Annotated in this window: 17 protein-coding genes and 1 riboswitch; of the genes, 9 read left to right on the top strand and 8 right to left on the bottom strand. The window is 64.9% G+C overall.

The features are described from left to right. Nucleotides 1-79: 79 nt before the first annotated feature. Genes ACO07I_RS12045 through ACO07I_RS12060 form a run of 4 tightly spaced genes read right to left on the bottom strand, consistent with a single transcriptional unit; the run spans nucleotide 80 to nucleotide 6,945 of the window. Complete coding sequence (locus ACO07I_RS12045; protein WP_422017574.1) at nucleotides 80-3,310, bottom strand: type I restriction endonuclease subunit R; 3,231 nt, start codon at nucleotides 3,308-3,310, stop codon at nucleotides 80-82. After that, on the bottom strand, nucleotides 3,310-4,065 hold the full coding sequence (locus tag ACO07I_RS12050; protein WP_422017576.1) for an abortive infection family protein: 756 nt from the start codon (nucleotides 4,063-4,065) through the stop codon (nucleotides 3,310-3,312). Before ACO07I_RS12050 ends, ACO07I_RS12045 begins: the two co-directional genes overlap by 1 nt. Next, on the bottom strand, nucleotides 4,062-5,321 hold the full coding sequence (locus ACO07I_RS12055) for a restriction endonuclease subunit S (RefSeq protein ID WP_422017578.1): 1,260 nt from the start codon (nucleotides 5,319-5,321) through the stop codon (nucleotides 4,062-4,064). Before ACO07I_RS12055 ends, ACO07I_RS12050 begins: the two co-directional genes overlap by 4 nt. Beyond that, nucleotides 5,314-6,945: an N-6 DNA methylase gene (locus tag ACO07I_RS12060; protein WP_422017580.1), complete on the bottom strand. Its 1,632-nt coding sequence runs from the start codon at nucleotides 6,943-6,945 to the stop codon at nucleotides 5,314-5,316. The genes ACO07I_RS12055 and ACO07I_RS12060 overlap by 8 nt, the downstream gene beginning before the upstream one ends. Nucleotides 6,946-7,286: 341 nt before the next feature. Between ACO07I_RS12060 and ACO07I_RS12065 the strand changes: the two genes are divergently transcribed. Genes ACO07I_RS12065 through ACO07I_RS12080 form a run of 4 tightly spaced genes read left to right on the top strand, consistent with a single transcriptional unit; the run spans nucleotide 7,287 to nucleotide 10,489 of the window. Continuing rightward, nucleotides 7,287-8,156 carry an NAD(P)-dependent oxidoreductase gene (locus ACO07I_RS12065; protein WP_422017582.1) on the top strand — a complete coding sequence of 290 codons (870 nt, stop codon included), beginning with the start codon at nucleotides 7,287-7,289 and terminating at the stop codon, nucleotides 8,154-8,156. Nucleotides 8,157-8,166: 10 nt separating this feature from the next. After that, entirely contained in the window at nucleotides 8,167-8,799 is a 633-nt protein-coding gene (locus ACO07I_RS12070) for a glutathione S-transferase family protein (RefSeq protein WP_422017584.1), read from the top strand. Further along, nucleotides 8,796-9,797 carry a Bug family tripartite tricarboxylate transporter substrate binding protein gene (locus ACO07I_RS12075; protein WP_422017586.1) on the top strand — a complete coding sequence of 334 codons (1,002 nt, stop codon included), beginning with the start codon at nucleotides 8,796-8,798 and terminating at the stop codon, nucleotides 9,795-9,797. Before ACO07I_RS12070 ends, ACO07I_RS12075 begins: the two co-directional genes overlap by 4 nt. A 5-nt stretch (nucleotides 9,798-9,802) precedes the next feature. Continuing rightward, nucleotides 9,803-10,489: an aspartate/glutamate racemase family protein gene (locus ACO07I_RS12080; RefSeq protein ID WP_422017588.1), complete on the top strand. Its 687-nt coding sequence runs from the start codon at nucleotides 9,803-9,805 to the stop codon at nucleotides 10,487-10,489. Nucleotides 10,490-10,626: 137 nt separating this feature from the next. On the opposite strand, the gene ACO07I_RS12085 is transcribed toward ACO07I_RS12080, so the two are convergent. Continuing rightward, nucleotides 10,627-10,881 (bottom strand): hypothetical protein, encoded by a 255-nt coding sequence (locus ACO07I_RS12085; RefSeq protein ID WP_422017590.1) that lies wholly within the window; start codon nucleotides 10,879-10,881, stop codon nucleotides 10,627-10,629. Between the two features lie 187 nt (nucleotides 10,882-11,068). Between ACO07I_RS12085 and ACO07I_RS12090 the strand changes: the two genes are divergently transcribed. Continuing rightward, nucleotides 11,069-11,884, top strand: coding sequence for an N-acyl homoserine lactonase family protein (locus ACO07I_RS12090; protein WP_422017592.1), 816 nt, complete (start codon nucleotides 11,069-11,071; stop codon nucleotides 11,882-11,884). Between the two features lie 30 nt (nucleotides 11,885-11,914). Next, a complete protein-coding gene (locus ACO07I_RS12095; protein WP_422017594.1) occupies nucleotides 11,915-12,445 on the top strand; it encodes a dihydrofolate reductase family protein in 531 nt (176 codons plus the stop codon). Between the two features lie 33 nt (nucleotides 12,446-12,478). Here ACO07I_RS12095 and ACO07I_RS12100 read toward each other — a convergent pair whose 3' ends face one another. After that, nucleotides 12,479-13,375 carry an NAD(P)-dependent oxidoreductase gene (locus tag ACO07I_RS12100; protein ID WP_422017596.1) on the bottom strand — a complete coding sequence of 299 codons (897 nt, stop codon included), beginning with the start codon at nucleotides 13,373-13,375 and terminating at the stop codon, nucleotides 12,479-12,481. Between the two features lie 70 nt (nucleotides 13,376-13,445). Between ACO07I_RS12100 and ACO07I_RS12105 the strand changes: the two genes are divergently transcribed. From ACO07I_RS12105 to ACO07I_RS12115, 3 genes are all read left to right on the top strand, one after another. Continuing rightward, entirely contained in the window at nucleotides 13,446-14,507 is a 1,062-nt protein-coding gene (locus ACO07I_RS12105) for a LacI family DNA-binding transcriptional regulator (protein WP_422017598.1), read from the top strand. Between the two features lie 10 nt (nucleotides 14,508-14,517). Then, nucleotides 14,518-15,300 (top strand): SDR family NAD(P)-dependent oxidoreductase, encoded by a 783-nt coding sequence (locus tag ACO07I_RS12110; RefSeq protein WP_422017600.1) that lies wholly within the window; start codon nucleotides 14,518-14,520, stop codon nucleotides 15,298-15,300. Between the two features lie 82 nt (nucleotides 15,301-15,382). Beyond that, nucleotides 15,383-16,471, top strand: coding sequence for a TRAP transporter substrate-binding protein (locus ACO07I_RS12115; protein WP_422017602.1), 1,089 nt, complete (start codon nucleotides 15,383-15,385; stop codon nucleotides 16,469-16,471). An 88-nt stretch (nucleotides 16,472-16,559) separates the two neighbouring features. Here ACO07I_RS12115 and ACO07I_RS12120 read toward each other — a convergent pair whose 3' ends face one another. Then, complete coding sequence (locus tag ACO07I_RS12120; protein ID WP_422017604.1) at nucleotides 16,560-17,009, bottom strand: 6,7-dimethyl-8-ribityllumazine synthase; 450 nt, start codon at nucleotides 17,007-17,009, stop codon at nucleotides 16,560-16,562. A 78-nt stretch (nucleotides 17,010-17,087) separates the two neighbouring features. Then, nucleotides 17,088-17,232, bottom strand: a riboswitch (FMN riboswitch). Between the two features lie 49 nt (nucleotides 17,233-17,281). Next, a complete protein-coding gene (locus ACO07I_RS12125; protein ID WP_422017606.1) occupies nucleotides 17,282-18,877 on the bottom strand; it encodes an ABC transporter substrate-binding protein in 1,596 nt (531 codons plus the stop codon). Nucleotides 18,878-18,911 lie beyond the last annotated feature (34 nt).

An 18,911-nucleotide genomic window follows, 5' to 3' on the forward strand; every position in this document is an offset into this window, starting at 1 on the left:
GACGCCCCTTGACGACATTCCCGGCCGGCGGGCGCCCCATTTTACCCGGGCTGTTTGGGGGGAACGGGGACCCGGAAAGCTACGACGCCCATTGCGCGGACAATGCTTCGGCCTGCCGTAGGACTGTCTGCACGGCGGCGTCCTGAAGGTCGGGCGGATAGCCGTGCTTGCGCAGGATACGCTTCACGAGGACGCGCATCCGCGCCCGGGCGCTTTCCCGGTGCGACCAGTCCACCGACGCGCTGCCTTTGAGGCTCACCAGCAGTTCGTGGGCAATCACCTTGAGCGCGTCATTGCCCATCGCTTCGACGGCGCTCTGGTTCTCGGCCAGGGCGTCGTAGAAGGCGACCTCGTCCTGCGACAGGCCTTCGTCCTCGCCGCGTTTGCGGGCGGCGCGTATATCCTTCGCGAGCTCGATCAGTTCCTGCAGCACCTCGACGGTGCTGATCGCATTCATATGGTAGCGCGCAATCGCGGCTTCGAGGCGTTCTGAAAATCGCTTCGTCTCGACGACGTTCGTACGGGTGCGCGAGCGGATTTCGTCGTTCAGCAACTTGCGCAACGCCTCGAGGGCGAGGTTCTTCTTCTCGAGCTGCTGGACCTCGGCGAGAAACTCATCCGAGAGGATCGAGATGTCCGGCGTCGTGATGCCGGCGGCAGCGAGGATGTCGACGATTTCCGTCGAGACCACCGCACGATCCAGTATCTGCTGAATCGCGAACTCCCGTTCGGCCGCGCTCCTTCCCGAACCGGCCGCCGATTTCACGAGCGCGGCGCGAACGGTCTGGAAGAAGCCGACCGCGTCCCGAATGGCCCGGGCCTCGTCGCTCGCCGATGCCAGCGCGAACGCCTTGGAGAGCGCGAGCACGGCGTCCTGATAACGGCGATTCTCGCGCCGCTTGCCATCCTCGGTGGTTTCGCGAGCGGCGGCTTCGTGCTGGCGGGAAAGGATCCATTCGATTGCCTCGGCGAGAACGACGAGCCGCTCATGCGGTGTGCCCGCCAGGCCGCGCGCATAGTCGAAGCCGTGGTACATCACCTGCACGACCTCGAAGGTCTTGAGCAGCGCCTCGACGGCTTCGGCTTCATTCACCCCAGCCTGACGCTGGTCTGAAGCGGAATACTGGCCAAGCGCGTTCTTGAGATTCTGGGCGATCCCGATGTAGTCGACGACCAGACCGGCGGGCTTGTCGCGGAACACACGGTTGACGCGGGCGATTGCCTGCATGAGCCCGTGGCCCTTCATCGGCTTGTCGACATACATCGTGTGCATCGACGGCGCATCGAACCCGGTGAGCCACATGTCGCGGACGATCACAAGCTTGAGCGCGTCCTTCGGGTCCTTCGCGCGCTTTGCCAGAAGGTCGCGCCGCGCCTTGGTGCCGATATGGGGCTGCCAGCCCGGCGGATCGGCCGCCGACCCTGTCATCACAACCTTGATAGCTCCACCCGCATCGTCGTCGCTGTGCCAGTCGGGACGAAGTAATTTGATCTGGTCATAGAGCGCCACGCAGATACGGCGGCTCATGCACACAACCATCGCCTTGCCGTCCATGGCGGCGATGCGATCCTCGAAGTGTCGCACCAGATCAGCCGCGACCATAGCGAGCCGCTTCTTGGACCCGACCAGCGCCTCGACGGTCGCCCATCTTTGCTTGATCTTCTCCTGCTCGGTGATGGCCTCGTCTTCGGTCAGTTCCTCGATTTCGGCATCGATCCTCGGCTTCTCTTCCTCGGGGAGCTCGACGCGCGCAAGCCGGCTCTCGTAGTAGATCGGCACCGTGGCGCCGTCTTCCACCGCGCGGCTGATGTCATAGACGTCGATGTAGTCGCCGAAGATGGCCGGTGTGCTCACATCGTCTTTCTCGATCGGCGTTCCCGTGAACCCGATGAAGGATGCATTCGGCAGGGCGTCGCGCAGATACTTCGCGAACCCATAGGCCATCTCGCCGGTCTTCCGGTCGATCCGCGCGCGAAAACCGTACTGGCTGCGATGCGCTTCGTCGGCAATCACGACGATGTTCCGGCGGTCCGACAGCATCGGATAGGCCGCTTCGCCGGTCGCCGGAGAGAACTTCTGGATGGTGGTGAAGATCACGCCGCCCGAGGCACGGCTGAGCGCCGACTGTAGGTCCTCCCGGCTGTCGGCCTGGATCGGCGTCTGCCGGATCAGGTCGCGGCACATCGAAAAGGTAGCGAAGAGCTGGTCATCCAGATCGTTGCGGTCGGTGACGACGACGATGGTCGGATTTTCCATGTCCGGATGCCGCACCAACTGACCAGCATAGAACGCCATCAGGAGGCTCTTGCCCGAGCCTTGCGTGTGCCAAATCACGCCGATGCGCTTGTCTCCTCTCGGATACTCGGCGACGCTGGGAAGCCCGAAGGAGGAAGGCTCTTCCCGCAGGCCCGCCATACGAGACGCCGTACCGGATTTGCCCGTATTGAGAGCCAAAGCTCGCAAGGTCGACTCGACGGCGCGTTTGACCGCGTGGAACTGGTGATAGCCTGCGATGATCTTCGCGAGGCCCGAGCCTGTCTCGCCGAACACCGTGAAATCCCGGAGGAGATCGAGCAGGCGGCGACGGTCGAACACGCCTTCGATCAGGACGTTGAGTTCCGGCTGGCCCTTAGCGGCGATGTCCTTGCCGTCCGTGGTGCGCCAGGGCATGAACCGCTCCTGATCTGCTGTCAGCGAGCCGACGCGCGCGGTGATGCCATCGGACGTGACGAGGACGGTGTTCGTGCGGAAGAGCGACGGGATCTGCGCCTTGTAGGTCTGAAGCTGGTTGTGCGCCCCGGCGAGCGTGGCGTTCTCCGCGCCGGGCGCCTTGAGTTCGATGACGCCGAGCGGCAGGCCGTTGATGAAGACGACGATGTCCGGCCGACGGTTGACGCTGCCTTCGATCACGGGGAACTGGCTCGTCGCCAGCCAGTCGTTGGCGGCAGGATCGCCGAAATCGATCAGGCGAACCTTGTCTCCGCGAATCGTGCCGTCCTCGCTGTAGTATTCGACATCGACGCCCTCCACCATCAGCCTGTGCAGGCGGCGGTTCTCTTCGACCAGTGACGGCATTTCGGTTGCCAGCAACTTGCGCAAGGCGTCGGCTCGCGCTTCCGCCGGGATGGCCGGATTGAGCTTCTCGATCGCCGCAGTCAGCCGCTTGACTAGCACCACGTCGGCATAGGCTTCTCGCTCAGGCGTCTTTCCGTCCGGGCCGATCTCCGAGTCGGTGGCGACAGCGTAGCCAAGCTTGCCGAGTTGAGACAGCACAACCTGCTCGATGGCGGCCTCGGAAAGATAGGCCACTACTCGACCTCCGCCGTTTGAGACGCCGCTGCCTTGGCATCGCGGCACGCATTGAGGACGAGCTTGTAGGCTTCACGGTCCACACCGAAGAGGAGGCGAGACGTCTCGATTGCCAGTGGCACCTCCTCGCCGTCGGGAAGGACGACAATTGCCCGGATAAAGCCTTCCTCATCGAGATCCGTCCGCAATGTGGCAAACTCATCGATAATGGCATTCGACGTTTGAAACCGCTCGTAGGGCTCGAACGTACGCAACGGATCGGGCTCGCGTTCGAGATAAGCCTCATGAAGGAAGGTGACGATGGCATCCGCTGCGAGTAGGGCCGAGCGTCGATGATGAGAGGAAAGCTTCTTGCTCAAGCCTTCCTTCCCATGACTGACGGTACCGGCAACGTCACGGAACTTGCCGAGCGCCTCGGTCAGATTGTAGTGCTGGGATATCACTTTGCTGAAAGGATCATCGCGACGTTCGACGATCGCCATCAATCGAAATGCTGCGGAGACCCAATTGTTGAGGCTTGGATGCGCGCTCCGAATAGGGCTGTCCGGCCATTTAGCGATAGGGTTCAGCGGATTATCCAACTCCTGAATCAGTAGTCGGCAGGCGCATTCGACGAACCCCTTGGCCGCATCGATGCAAGCGTCATTCTCGTCGGCGAATTCTCGCTCAAGCGTCTCAAACGTCTGCTGCAGCATAGGCGCATGGCGCCAGTGTGCGCAGAACGCCTTAATGCCAGGATACCAGTCGGCGCTCATGTAGCCTCACTCACAAGCCGTTCGGCATCTTTGAGACGGACCTCACCTGACATGAGCTTCGGAAGCAGAAAATCGCGGGTGTCACCGACGACTTTCGTTTCGAGCCTGTTATTCTCCTGAAGCCGGAGTAGCGGCATAACCGTCTCGTCAAATTTCTTCACCAAACTGTCTGGCGGCAATACCGTCGAAAGCCCGTGCACATGATTGCGATTAAGCGTTGGGACTGCTGAGCCTGCATTGAATGCAGCGAAATCAATGCCGCAAAGATAGAAATACGCAAAGCTTGGCGTAGCTCTTCGAAATTCTCTGACCCACAATGATGTATTAAGAGGCCAGAAGTCTTCATGAACAAAAAAGACGTTTCCGAGGACGCCACTTCGCCCAGTTACGACACCAGGCCCCTTCACCATGTAGCTATTGTGGCAGCCGCTCGGGCCACTGGCCGCGATGATTGGGTATTGTCCATCGGTTCGCGCTTGCGAAGGAAGATCGAAGCCCCTCTGCAACATTATCAAGTCGGTCATTGCACCAAGTACCCACCCCTCCGGTTTACCGTCATCGTCGAGGCGATCGGGGAAGAGTGACCAGATGTCTGGCGTCAGATAGGGCGCGCGGCGCTCAATTTTTGCACGAGTCGGACCGAAATCGACGAACCAATCCTTAAAGACCGCTCGTGCCATCGCCTCCAGCGTCTCGTTCATCTGCCGGTTCAGCTCGATCTTTTCATCAAGCGCGGACATGAGCGCACCAATAGGTCGCTGTAGTTCTATCGGTGGGATAGAAAGCACAAGACATCGCTGAGACGTCAAGCTGACATACCCCGCCATGTCCGTTTCCCCCGACCTAACGAGAAACTCTTGAGAGAACTTTGGTGAGCGCACGTAAGAGTAGAGAAAATCTTGACTTAGAATCTCTTCATTCGTACTTCGCCAGAACGTTGTCTGTGGGCTGCATACGAAATCCGGAGCGTTGATGGGAGCTCGCGCAATTCTCCCGACGGTGCCTTTGTGAGAGATCAAAATATCACCAGGCTTGCCGATACCTTTGGTAATGCGTTCGCGCGCTTTGCGGTTTATCTTCGATGCGCTGTCAAATAGTATGGAGCCGTTGGCCATGTCGGCTGCTCTGATATAGGCCACGCCGACATCCACAAACTCGTCAGGCCGAGGCCTTGCCTCCCCATGGTTCCCATCTTCGACGCGCAATATGCCGCGCGATTGAAGATTGATAACCGTATCGGTGACCCATTCACCCATTGACGAAACCCTCAGACAGCGTTTGCCGGATAACCTCGGCGAGTCGATCAGACTCTCGGAAATGGCCATCTAGCTTCTGCCGAAAGCTAGATAGCTTCTCGACAAATGGCATATCGTCCGCTTCAGGCTCCGCCGCCCCAACATAGCGCCCGGGCGTCAGTACGTAGCCATGGGCCTTAATCTGTTCAAGCGTGGCTGCCTTGCAGAAACCCGGCACATCTTCGTAGACACCCGCTTCACCTTCGCCTCGCCACGCGTGATAAGCGCGGGTGATTTTCTCGATATCCGCATCGGAGAATTCCTTGCGCGTACGGTCGATCATATGTCCAAGCTTACGCGCATCGATGAACAAGATTTCGCTGCGGCGGTCCCGCAGCTTGGCATTGCGCGCGATACCGTTCGACCTGTCGCGCGCGAGGAACCAGAGACAGACCGGAATTTGCGTCGAATAAAAGAGCTGCCCGGGCAGCGCGACCATGCAATCGACGACACCGGGTGCCCCGTTCACGCCTTCGACCAGCGCCTGCCGGATCGCGCCCTCGTTGTTCTGTGTGGACGACATCGAGCCATTCGCCAGCACCACGCCTGCCACACTGACAGGCGACATGTGATGCACGATATGCTGCACCCAGGCGAAGTTGGCGTTGCTGGCGGGCGGGACGCCGTACGTCCAGCGTATGTCCTCGCGTAGCCGGTCACCGCCCCAATCGGAGATGTTGAAGGGCGGGTTAGCGAGAATGAAATCGGCCCTCAGGTCGCGTAGCTCGTCCTTGTGGAAACTGCCTTCGCTGTTCCAGCGAATGTCCGCATCGATGCCGCGAACGGCAAGGTTCATCTTGCAGAGCCGCCACGTCGTGTAGTTCGATTCCTGGCCATAGACAGCCATTTCCCCGATGCGGCCGCCGTGGAGTTCCGCGAACTTCTCCGACTGCACGAACATACCGCCCGATCCGCAGCACGGATCGTAGACGCGACCCTTGAACGGCTCGATCATCTCGACCATCACGCGGACGACCGAACGCGGGGTATAGAACTCGCCGCCGCGCTTGCCTTCCGATCCGGCGAACTGGCCGAGGAAATACTCGTAGACGCGGCCCAGCAGGTCGCGCGCCTCCCCCCTGCCTTGGCCGAGTGCAATGCTGGAAATGAGGTCGATCAGCTCGCCCAGCATCACAGCGTTGAGCGCGGGTCGGGCGTAGTCCTTGGGCAGGACGCCCTTCAGATTCTCGTTGTCTTTCTCGATGGCGATCATAGCCTCGTCGATGATCTTGCCAATCGACGGCTGCTTCGCGTTCGCCTGGAGATGGGACCAGCGGGCCGTGGGCGGCACCCAGAACACGTTGTCGGCCGCGTATTCGTCGCGGTCCTCGGCGCCGTCCGGATAGTCGGCCAGCAGTTCGGAGCGCTTGGCTTCGAAGGAATCCGAAATGTGCTTGAGGAAGATCAGGCCCAGTGCGACGTGCTTGTAGTCGGACGGCTCCATGTTGCCGCGAAGCTTGTCGGCGGTCTTGAACAGCTCCGCCTCGATGCCGAGGTCGCCGCCATTCCCGTTGGCGCGAGCAGGCTTTGCGGCAGTGACTGGCGGAGGCGAGGCCAATCCCTCTTTTTGCGTCTTTCGCGCCATATTTTTTTCCCTAGTGTGCGGTGCGTATGGGAGGCAGCAGCATGCTATAGAGCCGCGCCGTATAGAGCACCGGCCCAAAATGCTCCGAACAAGCGGCGCGCTCGCTGAGGCTACGTATATCCATCGTTCAGTGTCGCCCCCGTCCCCGGCTCGACATTAAGGCATCGTTTCCGATAGGCCAACGTGCAGCTATCGCTAACGTCCAACCGGCGGTAGAGATTCGAGCAGAGCCCGAGCATCCAGACCTCACCCGCCCCACTTCACCCCCTCTGGCACAGACCCATTTTGCCTCTATGATCGCCGCCGCCCCGCGGACGGGGCGGATTTCGCGGGAGGGAACGATGGCCAAGGTGGCATTTCTGGGACTGGGCGTGATGGGCTTTCCGATGGCGGGGCATCTCGCCGCCAAGGGCCACGAGGTCACGGTCTACAATCGCACCTTCGCCAAGGCCGAGGCCTGGACGCAGAAGCACAAGGGCAAGGCCGCCAAGACGCCGCGCGAGGCCGCTGTCGGCCAGGAAATCGTGTTCTGCTGCGTCGGCAACGACGACGATCTGCGCTCGGTCGTGCTGGGGCCCGACGGCGCGTTCGCCGGCATGGCTGAGGGCACCATCTTCTTCGACAACACCACCGCCTCGGCCGACATCGCGCGCGAACTCCACGCCGCGGGCCGGAAGCTGGGCATCGACTTCATCGACGCGCCGGTCTCGGGCGGCCAGGCGGGCGCCGAGAACGGCCAGCTCACCGTGATGTGCGGCGGCGATGAAGCGCCGTTCGAGCGGGCGAAGCCGGTGGCCGACGCCTTCTCCAAGGCGGTCACGCTGATCGGCCCGTCGGGCTCGGGCCAGATCACCAAGATGATGAACCAGATGTGCATCGCCGGCATCGTGCAGGGCCTGGCCGAAGCGCTGAACCTCGGCCAGCGCGCCGGGCTCGACATGGAGAAGGCGCTGGGCGCCATCTCCAAGGGCGCGGCGCAGAGCTGGCAGATGGAGAATCGCTGGCAGAACATGATCGCCGGCAAGTTCGACTACGGCTTCGCCGTCGACTGGATGCGCAAGGACCTCGGCATCGCGCTGGCCGAGGGCAAGCGCCAGAAGGCCGGCATGCCGCTGGTGGCACTTGTCGACCAGTTCTACGAGCGGGTGCAGGCGCGCGGCGGCGGCCGCTGGGACACCTCGTCCCTGATCCAGCCGCTGCAGAAGCCGTAGGGCCGGCTCGGTGAGCGGCGGCTACACGCTGTGGGGCCGGCCGGGCTGGGGCTCGGCCCTCGTCGAGGCGCAGCTCGACTGGTACGGGCTGCCCTTCGCCTACGAGACGGTCGGGGATCTGTTCAAGGACCCCGACGCCAGGGCCAAGCTCGAGAAGGTCAATCCGCTGGCCCAGGTGCCGACGCTGGTGATGCAAGACGGCAGCGTGATGAGCGAGAGCGCGGCCATCACGCTCCTGCTGGCCGACGTGACCGGCAGCGATTCGCTCGTGCCCGCACCGGGCGCGCCGGAGCGCGCAAAATTCCTGCGCTGGCTGGTGTTCCTGGTGGCCAACATCTATCCCACCTTCACCTATGCCGACGATCCGGCGCGCTTCGTCTCGGTGAACAACGCGCGCGACCCGTTCCGCGCCGCCGCCGACGCCTATGCCCAGCGCCTGTGGCGCCAGGTCGAGAGCGAGGCCGGCGCGCCCTGGTTCCTGGGCGAGCGCTTCTCCGCCCTCGACATCTATATCGGCGTCATGACCCGCTGGCGCCCGCGGCGCGGCTGGTTCGAGACCGAGACGCCCAAACTCTTCGCCATCGCGCGCAAGGCCGATGCACGGCCGGAACTGAAAGAAACCTGGAGGAGGAACTTCCCATGAGACGCCCCCTGAAACGCCGCAGCTTCGTCGCCCTGGCGACCGCCGGCCTTGCCACGACCGCGACCGCCACCCACGCCGGCACCGCCCGCGCGCAAGGTACCTATCCCGACAAGCCAATCACCATGGTGGTGCCCGCCCCGCCAGGCGGCGGCACCGATCTGGTGGCGCGACTCTATTCCGACCTGCTGAGCCAGGAGCTGGGCGTGCAGGTCCTCGTCGACAACAGGGGCGGCGGCAACGACAATATCGGCACCGCCATCGTCGCCCGCGCCAAGCCCGACGGCTACACGATCCTGATGCAGTACTCGGCCTACCATTCGGCCAACCCGGCGCTGATCAAGGACCTCAACTGGAAGCCCGACGATTTCGTGGGCGTGGCCATGGGCGCGATGGCGCCGCACGTCATCGTGGTCGCCAAGAAGGTGCCGGTCGACGACCTCAAGAGCTTCATCGCCTACGCCAAGGCCAATCCCGGCAAGCTGAACTACGCCTCGGTAGGCGCGGGCTCGGTGCCGCATCTCGGCGGCGTGCTGCTGAACAAGGCGGCCGGGCTCGACATGGTGCATGTGCCCTACAAGGGGTCGGGGCCGGCGACGGCCGACATCGTGGCCGGCCAGGTCGAGGTCCTGATCGTGACCCCGCCCGCCGTGTCCGGCCACATCCGCAACGGCAACGTGAAGGCCCTGGCGCTGGCGAGCGACAACCGCCTGCCGTCCTTCCCCGAAATCCCGACCACGGCCGAAGCGGGCCTGCCGGGCTTCACCCTCGACGGCTGGTTCGCGCTGTTCGCGCCGGCCGGCACGCCGCAGCCGATCGTCGACAAGCTCAACGCCGCGATGCGCAAGGTCGGCAAGATGGAAGCCGTCGTCGCCCGCGCCAACCAGCTCGGCACCGTCCTGAAGGACTGGACGCCTGCCCAGATGGACAGCTTCGCCAAGGGCGAGGTCGAGACCTGGGGCAAGGTGATCCGCGACAACAAGATCACCATCGCGGAGTAGGCGTCATGGCCTGCGTCGGCATCGTGGGCGGCCTGGGCGTCGGTGCCACCGTCCACTACTACGAACGGATCGCCGCGGCGTGCAAAGCGCGCGGCGTGTCGCCCGACCTGGTCATCACCCATGCCGATGTCGATCATGGGCAGGGCCTCGTGCGCGCGGGCAAGCTCGACGCGCTGGCGGCCTATCTCTGCGGCTTCCTCGACCGCATGGCGCGGGCCGGTGCCGACTTCATGGTGCTGCCCGCGGTCACGCCGCACATCGCCATCGACCGGCTGAAGACGATGAGCCCACGTCCGCTGATCGACATCGTCGAGACGCTGGGCGCCGAGCTGCGCGCCCGCAAGCTCCGGCGCGTCGCCCTGCTGGGTACGGTCTTCACCATGCAAGGCAGCCTGTGGGGCCAGCTCCAGCGCTATGCGCCCGACGTCGAGATCGTGAAGCCGCAGCCCGACGAGATCGCCTTCGCCGGCGCTGCCTATCAGCGCATCCTCGACACCCAGCGCGCCGATCCCGCCGATGCGGAGGCCTATCGCCGGCTCGCGGCCGAGCTGCAGCGCCGCGACGGCGTCGAGGCGATCCTGCTGGTCGGCACCGACCTCGCCCTCATGTTCGACGAGGCGACGGCGGGCTTCCCCGCGATCGACGTCGCCCGCCTCCACATCGACGCGATCGTCGAGCGGCTGGCTTCTTAAGCCTTTCCCTAAACCACCACCTCATCCTGAGGAGCACGCCGAAGGCGTGCGTCTCGAAGGATGGGCACAAGCACCATGCCTGTAGCCCATCCTTCGAGACGGCCCTTCGGGCCTCCTCAGGATGAGGTCGTTACTGATCAGAACACGTGCCGCACGCCGACGATCTGGCCGAGCGAGCGGCCGACATGTTCGGCCACCGCCGGCTCCAGCCCTTCCACCTCGATCTCGACACTCAACGCATCGCCGTCGGCCTGGGCGAAGACGCGGGCCGGGACGAGGCCGCGCTTGGCGATCAGTTCGAGCGCGCGCGGCAGCACGCCGGGCTCGGCGTCGGCCTCGAAACAGTAACGGACGGCGGAATTGCTACGCTTGAGGGAGAGAACGGCAGACATCGGACGATTCCTTGGACGAAAGACAGGCGAACGCGGCAACGCAACGGTTTGCAGTGCAAACCGTGGTGCTAATTCGCCGTGCCTTCACGACAAGGAGGAGGTCCGTGCGGGCCATGGCGCCAGTGTAGCGCGGGAGCCCGCGGGCGCGCTAGGGTCCGGCAACGAATCCGCCGGGAAGGAAACAAAGATGCGTTCGACGCCGATCTACGAGGTGCATGCGGTCAAGTATGCCCACCTGCCGCGCAAGGCATGGGAAGTACAGATCAACCCCGACCCGCACGATGCCGACTTCCCGATGGACTATTTCGTCTGGGTCGCCATCCCGCTCGACGAGAGCGGCCACCGCACCATCGGCGGCAAGCCGATCGTGATCGACACCGGCTTCAACGCCACGGTGGGCAAGCAGCGCGGCCGCGAGGTGAAGAAGAATCCCGCCGATCTTCTGAGCGAGATCGGCATCGACGCGAAGGAGGTCGAGGACGTCATCGTCACGCATCTCCACTACGACCATATCGGCAATTGGGACCGCTTCCCCAAGGCGCGCTTCCATCTCCAGGACAAGGAGATGAACTTCGCGACCGGCCGGCACATGTGCAAGGGACCGTTCCGCCACGCCTATGAGTGCGAGGACATCGTGGGCATGGTGCGCGCGCTGTACGGCGGCCGGCTGGTGTTCCACGACGGCGACGAGGAGCTGCAGCCCGGCATCTCGCTGCACCTGATCGGCGGCCACACCGCCGGCATCCAGTCGGTGCGCATCAACACGCGCAACGGCTGGCTCGTGCTGGCCTCCGACGCCAGCCACTATTTCTGGGGCGTCAACAACGACAAGCTGTTCTCGATCGTCTACTCGGTCGCCGACATGCTGGCCGGCTACGACAAGTTGAAGAAGCTGGCCGAGGGCCGGGTCGAGATGGTGATCCCCGGCCACGACGCCGAGGTGATGGTGCGCTATCCGGCCTCGGGCAAGGGACTGGAAGGCATCAGCGTCCGGCTCGACTGATCGCCTCGCGCGCCAGGAAAGGAAACCGCGGTGGCCAGGCTCGTCTTCGGCATGAACCAGTCGCTCGACGGCTATGTCGATCACATGGCGTTCGGGCCGAGCCCCGCGCTCTTCCGCCACTTCATCAAGGAGGCCGAGGCGCAGGCCGGCAGTCTCTACGGCCGCCACGTGTACGAGCTGATGCGCTACTGGGACGACGATCAGCCCGACTGGGACGCAGACCGCCATGCCTTCGCGGCGGCGTGGCGTAAGCAGCCGAAATGGGTCGTCTCGCGCTCGCTGGACTCGGTCGGGCCCAACGCCACGCTCATCCGGGACGATGTGGAGCGTACGGTCCGCGCGCTGAAGGCCGGGCGCGACGGCGAGATCGAAGTCGCCGGCCCGACCCTGGCGCAGAGCCTGACCGAGCTGGGCCTGATCGACGAGTACCGGATCTACCTGCACCCCGTCGTGCTGGGCCACGGGACGCCCTACTTCGCCGGCCCCCGCCCGCCGCTCCGTCTCATGACCCACGACCGGATCGGCGAGGACGTCGTCAGGTTGACCTACGTCCCCGCTTGATCGCGGGCCCGCCTGATCCCGGAACGCCGCCCGTCAGCCCTTGATCTCGACGCCGGCCCACTCCTCGAGGACCTTCGCCACCATGGTGAAGTCGGAGTCGGGACCGAACCGCGCCTTGGTGACGGCGAGCATTTCGAGCACCGCCGCGCCCACCAGCATGGGCACGCCCATGTTCTGCGCCTCATCGAGGCAGAGGCGCACGTCCTTATGCGACAGCGCGGTGGCGAAGCCGAAGTCGAAGGTGCGCGGCAGCACAGCACGCGGGAACTTGTCCTGGCTGGCACTGTTGCGGCCGCTCGACACGTTGATGATGTCGATCAGCACCTTCGCATCGAGGCCCGCCTTCACCCCCATCGCCATCGCCTCGGACGTGGCGACCAGCGCGGTCGCCGCCAGCATGTTGTTGGCAAGCTTGGCGGTCTGCGCGAGGCCGGGCTTCTCACCTGTATGGAAGAGCTTGCCGAACGTCTTCAGCACCGGCTGCAGCGCCTGATAGGTCGGCGTCGGACACGACACCATGACCGCGAGCGTTCCCGCCTGGGCGCCGGTCACGCCGCCGCTCACCGGTGAATCGACCCAGCCGATGTCGCGCTCGGCCAGCCTGGCCGCGACTTCGGAGGCGACACCGGGGCCGGTCGTCGACAGATCGATCAGCGTGCGGATCGACGAGCCGTTGATGATGCCCGCGTTCCCGCCCAGCACGACCTCGCGCACGATGGCGGGCGTCGGCAGGCTGATCAGCACGGTCTCGGCGGTCGAGGCCACATCGGCTGGCGACTGGGCGAGCTGCGCGCCGCGCGCCACCAGCGGCTTCGTCGCCGCCTCCGACACGTCGTAGACGCAGAGCCGGTAGCCCGCATCGAGCAGGCGGTGCGCCATCGGCCCGCCCATCCGGCCGACACCCACGAAGCCAAGCAATTGACCCGTCATGCTTATTTCCTCCGGCTTTGCGCCACTCTCTCGTTTTTCTGGTATCGCTACCAGCATATGATCGCGGCGCATGAGCATCAACGGCGGGCATCAAACGGCGGGCGGAATGAGCGGCAAGGCACGGCGGAGCGAGGGCGGAACACTCAAGATGCGCGACATCGCCCGCCATGCCGGCGTGTCGCCGATGACGGTGTCGCGGGCGCTGCGCCAGCCCTCGGCAGTATCAGAGGAGATGCGGCGCAAGGTGGACGCCGCGGTGCGCGAGTTCGGCTACGTGCCCAACCGCATCGCCGGCAGCCTGTCGTCGAACCGCTCCAACGTCGTCGGGCTGGTCGTGCCCAGCATCCGCAACTCGCTCTACGCCAGCATGATCCAGTCGGCGTCCGACGTGCTGCGCGCCAACGGGCTGCACCTGATGATCGCCGACAGCGGCCATCGGCTGGAGGACGAGGAGGCGCTGGTCGCGGCCTTCCTGGCCCAACGTGTCTGCGGCCTGATCCTGCACAACACGATCCACAGCAAGCGGGTGCGCAAGCTCGTCGAGGCGAGCGGCGTGCCGGTGATCGAGACCGGCAACCTGCCCGCCGATCCGCTCGACATGGCCGTCAGCTATTCCAACTTCGAAGCCGCCCGCGCCATGACGCTGCACCTGGCGCGGCTCGGCTACCGCAAGATCGGCTTCGTCACGCTGCCGGTGCGCAACAACGACCGTTCCGAGGAGCGCCGCCGCGGCTACTTCGCGGCGCTGGCCGAACTCGGCCGGCCGGCCGACGAGAGCCTCGTGCTCGAAGCGGCTGGCGGCTTCAGCGAGGGCGCCGATGCGCTGGTGCGGCTGGCGAAGGCCCATCCCGATCTCGATGCCGGTTTCTTCGCGGGCGAGGTGCTGGCGGTGGGCGCGCTGTTCGAGTGCCAGCGCCGCGGCTGGGCGGTGCCGGGACGCATCGCCATTGCGAGCTTCGACGACGTGGATCTGCTGCGCCACGCGGTGCCGAGCGTGACGACGCTGCGCATTCCGCGGCAGGAGATCGGCAGGCGCAGCGCCGAGCTGCTGGTCCGCCGCCTGCAAGGGGCGCCGGCCGAACGCACCAAGGTCGATCTCGGATTCGAGATCGTGCAACGCGAGAGCAGCTGAGGACTAAGGCATGCTGAAGGGCAGATGCGCGCTCATCACCGGCTCGACACAGGGGCTGGGCCAGGCGATGGCGCGGCGGCTCGCCGCCGAGGGCTGCAACATCGTGTTGAACGGGTTCGGCGAGGTGGCAGAGATCGAGGCGGGACGCCGCGCGCTCGAGGAGGAGCATGGCGTCCGCGCGCTGCATCATGGCGCCGACCTCGCGGAGCCGCGGCAGATCGACGACCTGATCGCAACCGCCACCCGGGAATTCGGCGGCGTCGACATCCTGATCAACAACGCCGTCGTCCGTCACTTCGCGCCGGTCGAGACGTTCCGGCCAGAGGACTGGGACCGGGCGCTGGCCGTGAACCTGTCGGCCGCGTTCCACACGACGCGCCTCGTGCTCGCGGGCATGCGCGAACGCGGCTTCGGCCGCCTTCTCAACATCTCCTCGGTCTATGGCCTGTTCGGCGGCGTGAACCGGGTCGACTACATCACCACCAAGACGGCATTGATCGGCTTCACGCGCGCCGTGGCGCTGGAGACGGCACGCGACAACATCACCTGCAACGCCATCTGCCCCGGCTCCTCGCCCAGCCCGGCGATCGAGCAGCGGCTGGCGGCGTTCATGGCGGCCGAAGGGCTGGCGCACGACGCGGCGGTGGAGAAGTTCATGGCCGGGCGCCAGCCCTCGGGCCGCTTCGTGGCGATGGAGAGCGTGGCTGCGCTGGCCGCCTTCCTGTGCGGCCCCGGCGCCGCCGACATCACCGGGGCGGCCCTGCCGGTCGATGGCGGCTGGAGCGCGAGCTGATCGTCTTCCGGCTTTTTGTGGTAGCGATACCAGAGACTCCCTCCTAGAATTTGCACAACAAGGCAAAAACAGGAGGAAACCCATGAGCGTCACGCGTCGACAGTTCGGCCCCGTCGCAGCCTCCCTGGCAGCGGTTGCGGCTGCTTCACCGGCCTTCGGGCAACAGACCAGCGAGGTGGTGAAATGGCGCCTCACCTCGAGCTTTCCCAAGAGCCTCGACACTCTCTACGGCGCCTCGGCCACGATCGCGCGGGTCGTGGGCGAGATGACCGACGGCAAGTTCACGCTGACGCCCTTCGCCGCCGGCGAGATCGTGCCCGGCCTGCAGGTCCTGGACGCGGTGTCGAACGGCACGGTCGAATGCGGCCACACCTACACCGGCTACTACATCGGCAAGAATCCAAGCTTCATCTTCGACGGCTCGGTGCCGTTCGGCCTGACGCCGCGCATGCACAATGCCTGGATGATGTTCGGCGACGGCCGCAAGCTGATGGACGAGGTCTATGACGGCTTCAACGTCGTGGCCCTGCCGGCCGGGCAGACCGGCGGCCAGATGTTCGGCTGGTTCCGCAAGGAGCTGAAGACGCCGGCCGATTTCGCCGGCCTCAAGATCCGCACCGCCGGCTTCGGCGGCAAGGTCTTCGCCAAGCTCGGCGCCGTGCCGCAGCAGATCGCCGGTGGCGACATCTATCCGGCGATGGAACGCGGCACGCTCGACGCCTGCGAATGGGTCGGCCCCTACGACGACGAGAAACTCGGCTTCAACAAGGTCGCCAAGTACTACTACACGCCGGGCGTCATGGAGCTCGAGGCGGTCAACCAGCTGATGATCGGCAAGGCCGCCTGGGCGTCCCTGCCGCCGCGCTACCAGGCGATCCTGAAATACGCCTGCGACTACTCGATGACCGAGATGCTGGCCTCCTACGACGCCAAGAACGCCGTGGCGATCGCCCGCCTGGTCGCCGCCGGCACCCAGCTCTCGGTGCTGCCCGACGAGGTGATCAAGGCGCTGCGCGTCGCGCTGGAATCGGTGCTCGACGAGGAGGCGGCGCAGAACGAGCAGTTCAAGAAGATCCTGGCCAACTGGCGCTCGTTCCGCGCCAACCAGCATCGCTGGTTCTCGATCGCCGACACCCGCGCCGAGTTCGCGGTCTATCGCAGCGACCGCTGACGCGCACTTTATCGTCCCGAACGAAGCGAGGGACCTTTTGCGATGCCCGCAAAGGTCCCTCGCTCACGCTCGGGATGACAATGATCGCCTACGCCGCGAGGGCGGCGCGGGCCTTGCCGATCATCAGGGCGGCGCGAGCGGCTTCGCGCCCCTTCTCGACGAAGTGCGCGCGGAAGATGCCGTTGTGGTGGTCGGTCTCCTGATAGTGATGCGGCGTCAGCGACACCGACAGGACCGGCACGCCGGTGTCCATTCCGGCGCGCATCAGCCCGTCCACGACGGCCTGGGCCACGAAGTCGTGGCGGTAGATTCCGCCATCGACCACGAAGGCCGCGGCCGCAACGGCGGCATACCTGCCGGTTGCCGCGAGGTCGCGCGAGAACAGCGGCAGCTCGAAGGCGCCCGGCACGTCGAACACGTCGACCTGCTCGGCGGGAATGAGTTCGAGGAAGCCGTCGAGCGCACGGTCGACGATGTCGGCGTGCCACCTGGCTTTGACGAAGGCGTAGCGGGCTTGTGTGTGGCGGGCTTGTGTCACGGCAATCTCCTTTGGCGAACAGACACATCACCCAAGGCGATCACGCGCGGGCCTGCCGCTCCGCACGAGCAGCAGGACACACGTTCTCTTTCATCCGGACTATGACCGTCGGCTCAGGCCTCGCACCTGATCTGCTGACCCTTCCTTGCGGAAGGCGCTCGCGGGCTCGCGGCTCGCGCCGCATACCGCCGGTAGGGAGTTTCACCCTGCCCTGAGAACGCAGAAACCATAAGGGCAGGGTCGAGAGCTTGCAACGATCCGAACGGATCGCGCTATTTCTTCTCCAGGCCCCACATCGCGAGCGTCGGGGCATAGACCATGCCGGTCACGTTCGAGCGCACGGCGGTGGGAGACGTGAACTGGCCGAGCGGCGCATGCGTCGGATATTCGAGCACGCGCAGCTGGACCTGCTCGGCGATCTGCTTCTGCTTCGCCGGATCGGATTCGGCGGCGTAGGCGTCGCGCAGCCTCTCCAGCTCGGCGTCGCACGGCCAGCCGAAGGTCGCCTTCTCGCAGGAGGCGTTGAGGAACGCCGCGGCAGCCGGGTTGATCACGTCGACCGCGCCCCACGAGGTGAAGAACAGGTTCCAGCCGCCGGCGCTCGGCGCATCCTTCTTGGCGCGGCGGGCTACCAGCGTCTGCCAATCCATCGGCTGCAGGTCGACCTTGAAGCCGGCCTTCTCGAGCTGCTGCTTGGCCACGGTCGCCAGGTTGTTGTGGCCGGCCACGTCGGTCTGGTGGAGCATCACCACCGGCGTGCCGTCATAGCCCGCCTCCTGCAGCAGCTGTTTGGCCTTCGCCGCGTTGCCGGAGAGCTTGTCCTCCCAGCCCTTGGTCGATTCGAGCGGCGAGCCGCAGGGGAACAGCGAATTGCAGACCTTGTAGAACTCCGGATTGCCGACATTGGCGTCGAGGAATTCCTTCTGGTCGAGTGCATAGAGCGCGGCGAGACGGATCTTGGGATTGTCGAACGGCTTGTGCAGCACATTGAAGCGCATCGTGTACTGGCGGCCGGCCTTGTTGCCGACATAGACGACGACGTTCTTGTCCGACTTCAGCAGCGGCAGCAGGTCGGCCGGCACGATCTCCACCAGGTCGATCTCGCCGCCCAGCAGCGCGTTGACCTGGGTCTGCGTGTCGGGGATCCACAGCCACTCGATGCGATCGACCTTCGGCACCTTGCCGCCGGCGAAGCCCGACGCCGGCTCAGGCCGCGGCTTGTACTTCGGGTTCTTGACGTAGACCGCCTTCTCGCCGGGCTTCCATTCGTCCTTCTTGAAGATGAACGGCCCGGAGCCGGTGGCGTCGGTGATCTGGCTGTTGGGATCGGTCGAGGCGACCGACTTCGGCATCATGAACGGCACGTTCGAGCCCGGCTTGCCCAGCGAGTAGAGCAGCAGGCCGTAGGGCTGCTTCAGCACGAACTTGATGGTCTTGTCGTCCGGCGCCGTGAGCTCCGACGTCACCGCCATCAGCTTCTGGCCCATCGCGTCGCGCGCGCCCCAGCGCTTGATCGAGGCGACGCAATCCTCCGCCGTGACCGGCTTGCCGTCATGCCATTCGAGCCCGTCGCGCAGCGTCAGCGTGTAGGTCAGCTTGTCGGGCGAGACCTCCCACTTGTCGACCATCTGCGGCTTGACCTCGAGCTTGTCGTCGACCGCGAACAGCGTGTCGTAGACCATGTAGCCGTGGTTGGTGGTGATCAGCGCCGAGGTCCAGATCGGATCGATGATCTTGAGGTCCGAATGCAACGCCGCCTTGAGCGTGGTCGGCTTGGATTGAGCCGAGGCGGGCGCGGGCGCGGCCAGCGGCATGACCGCCGCGGCGGCGGCGAGCGCGCCCATGAAACGACGACGTAACTTCATCATGGAAACTCCTGAACTCTTTGGCCTTCCCCGTAAG

This window comes from Reyranella sp., from assembly GCF_965227665.1.
Taxonomy (GTDB): Bacteria; Pseudomonadota; Alphaproteobacteria; order Reyranellales; family Reyranellaceae; genus Reyranella.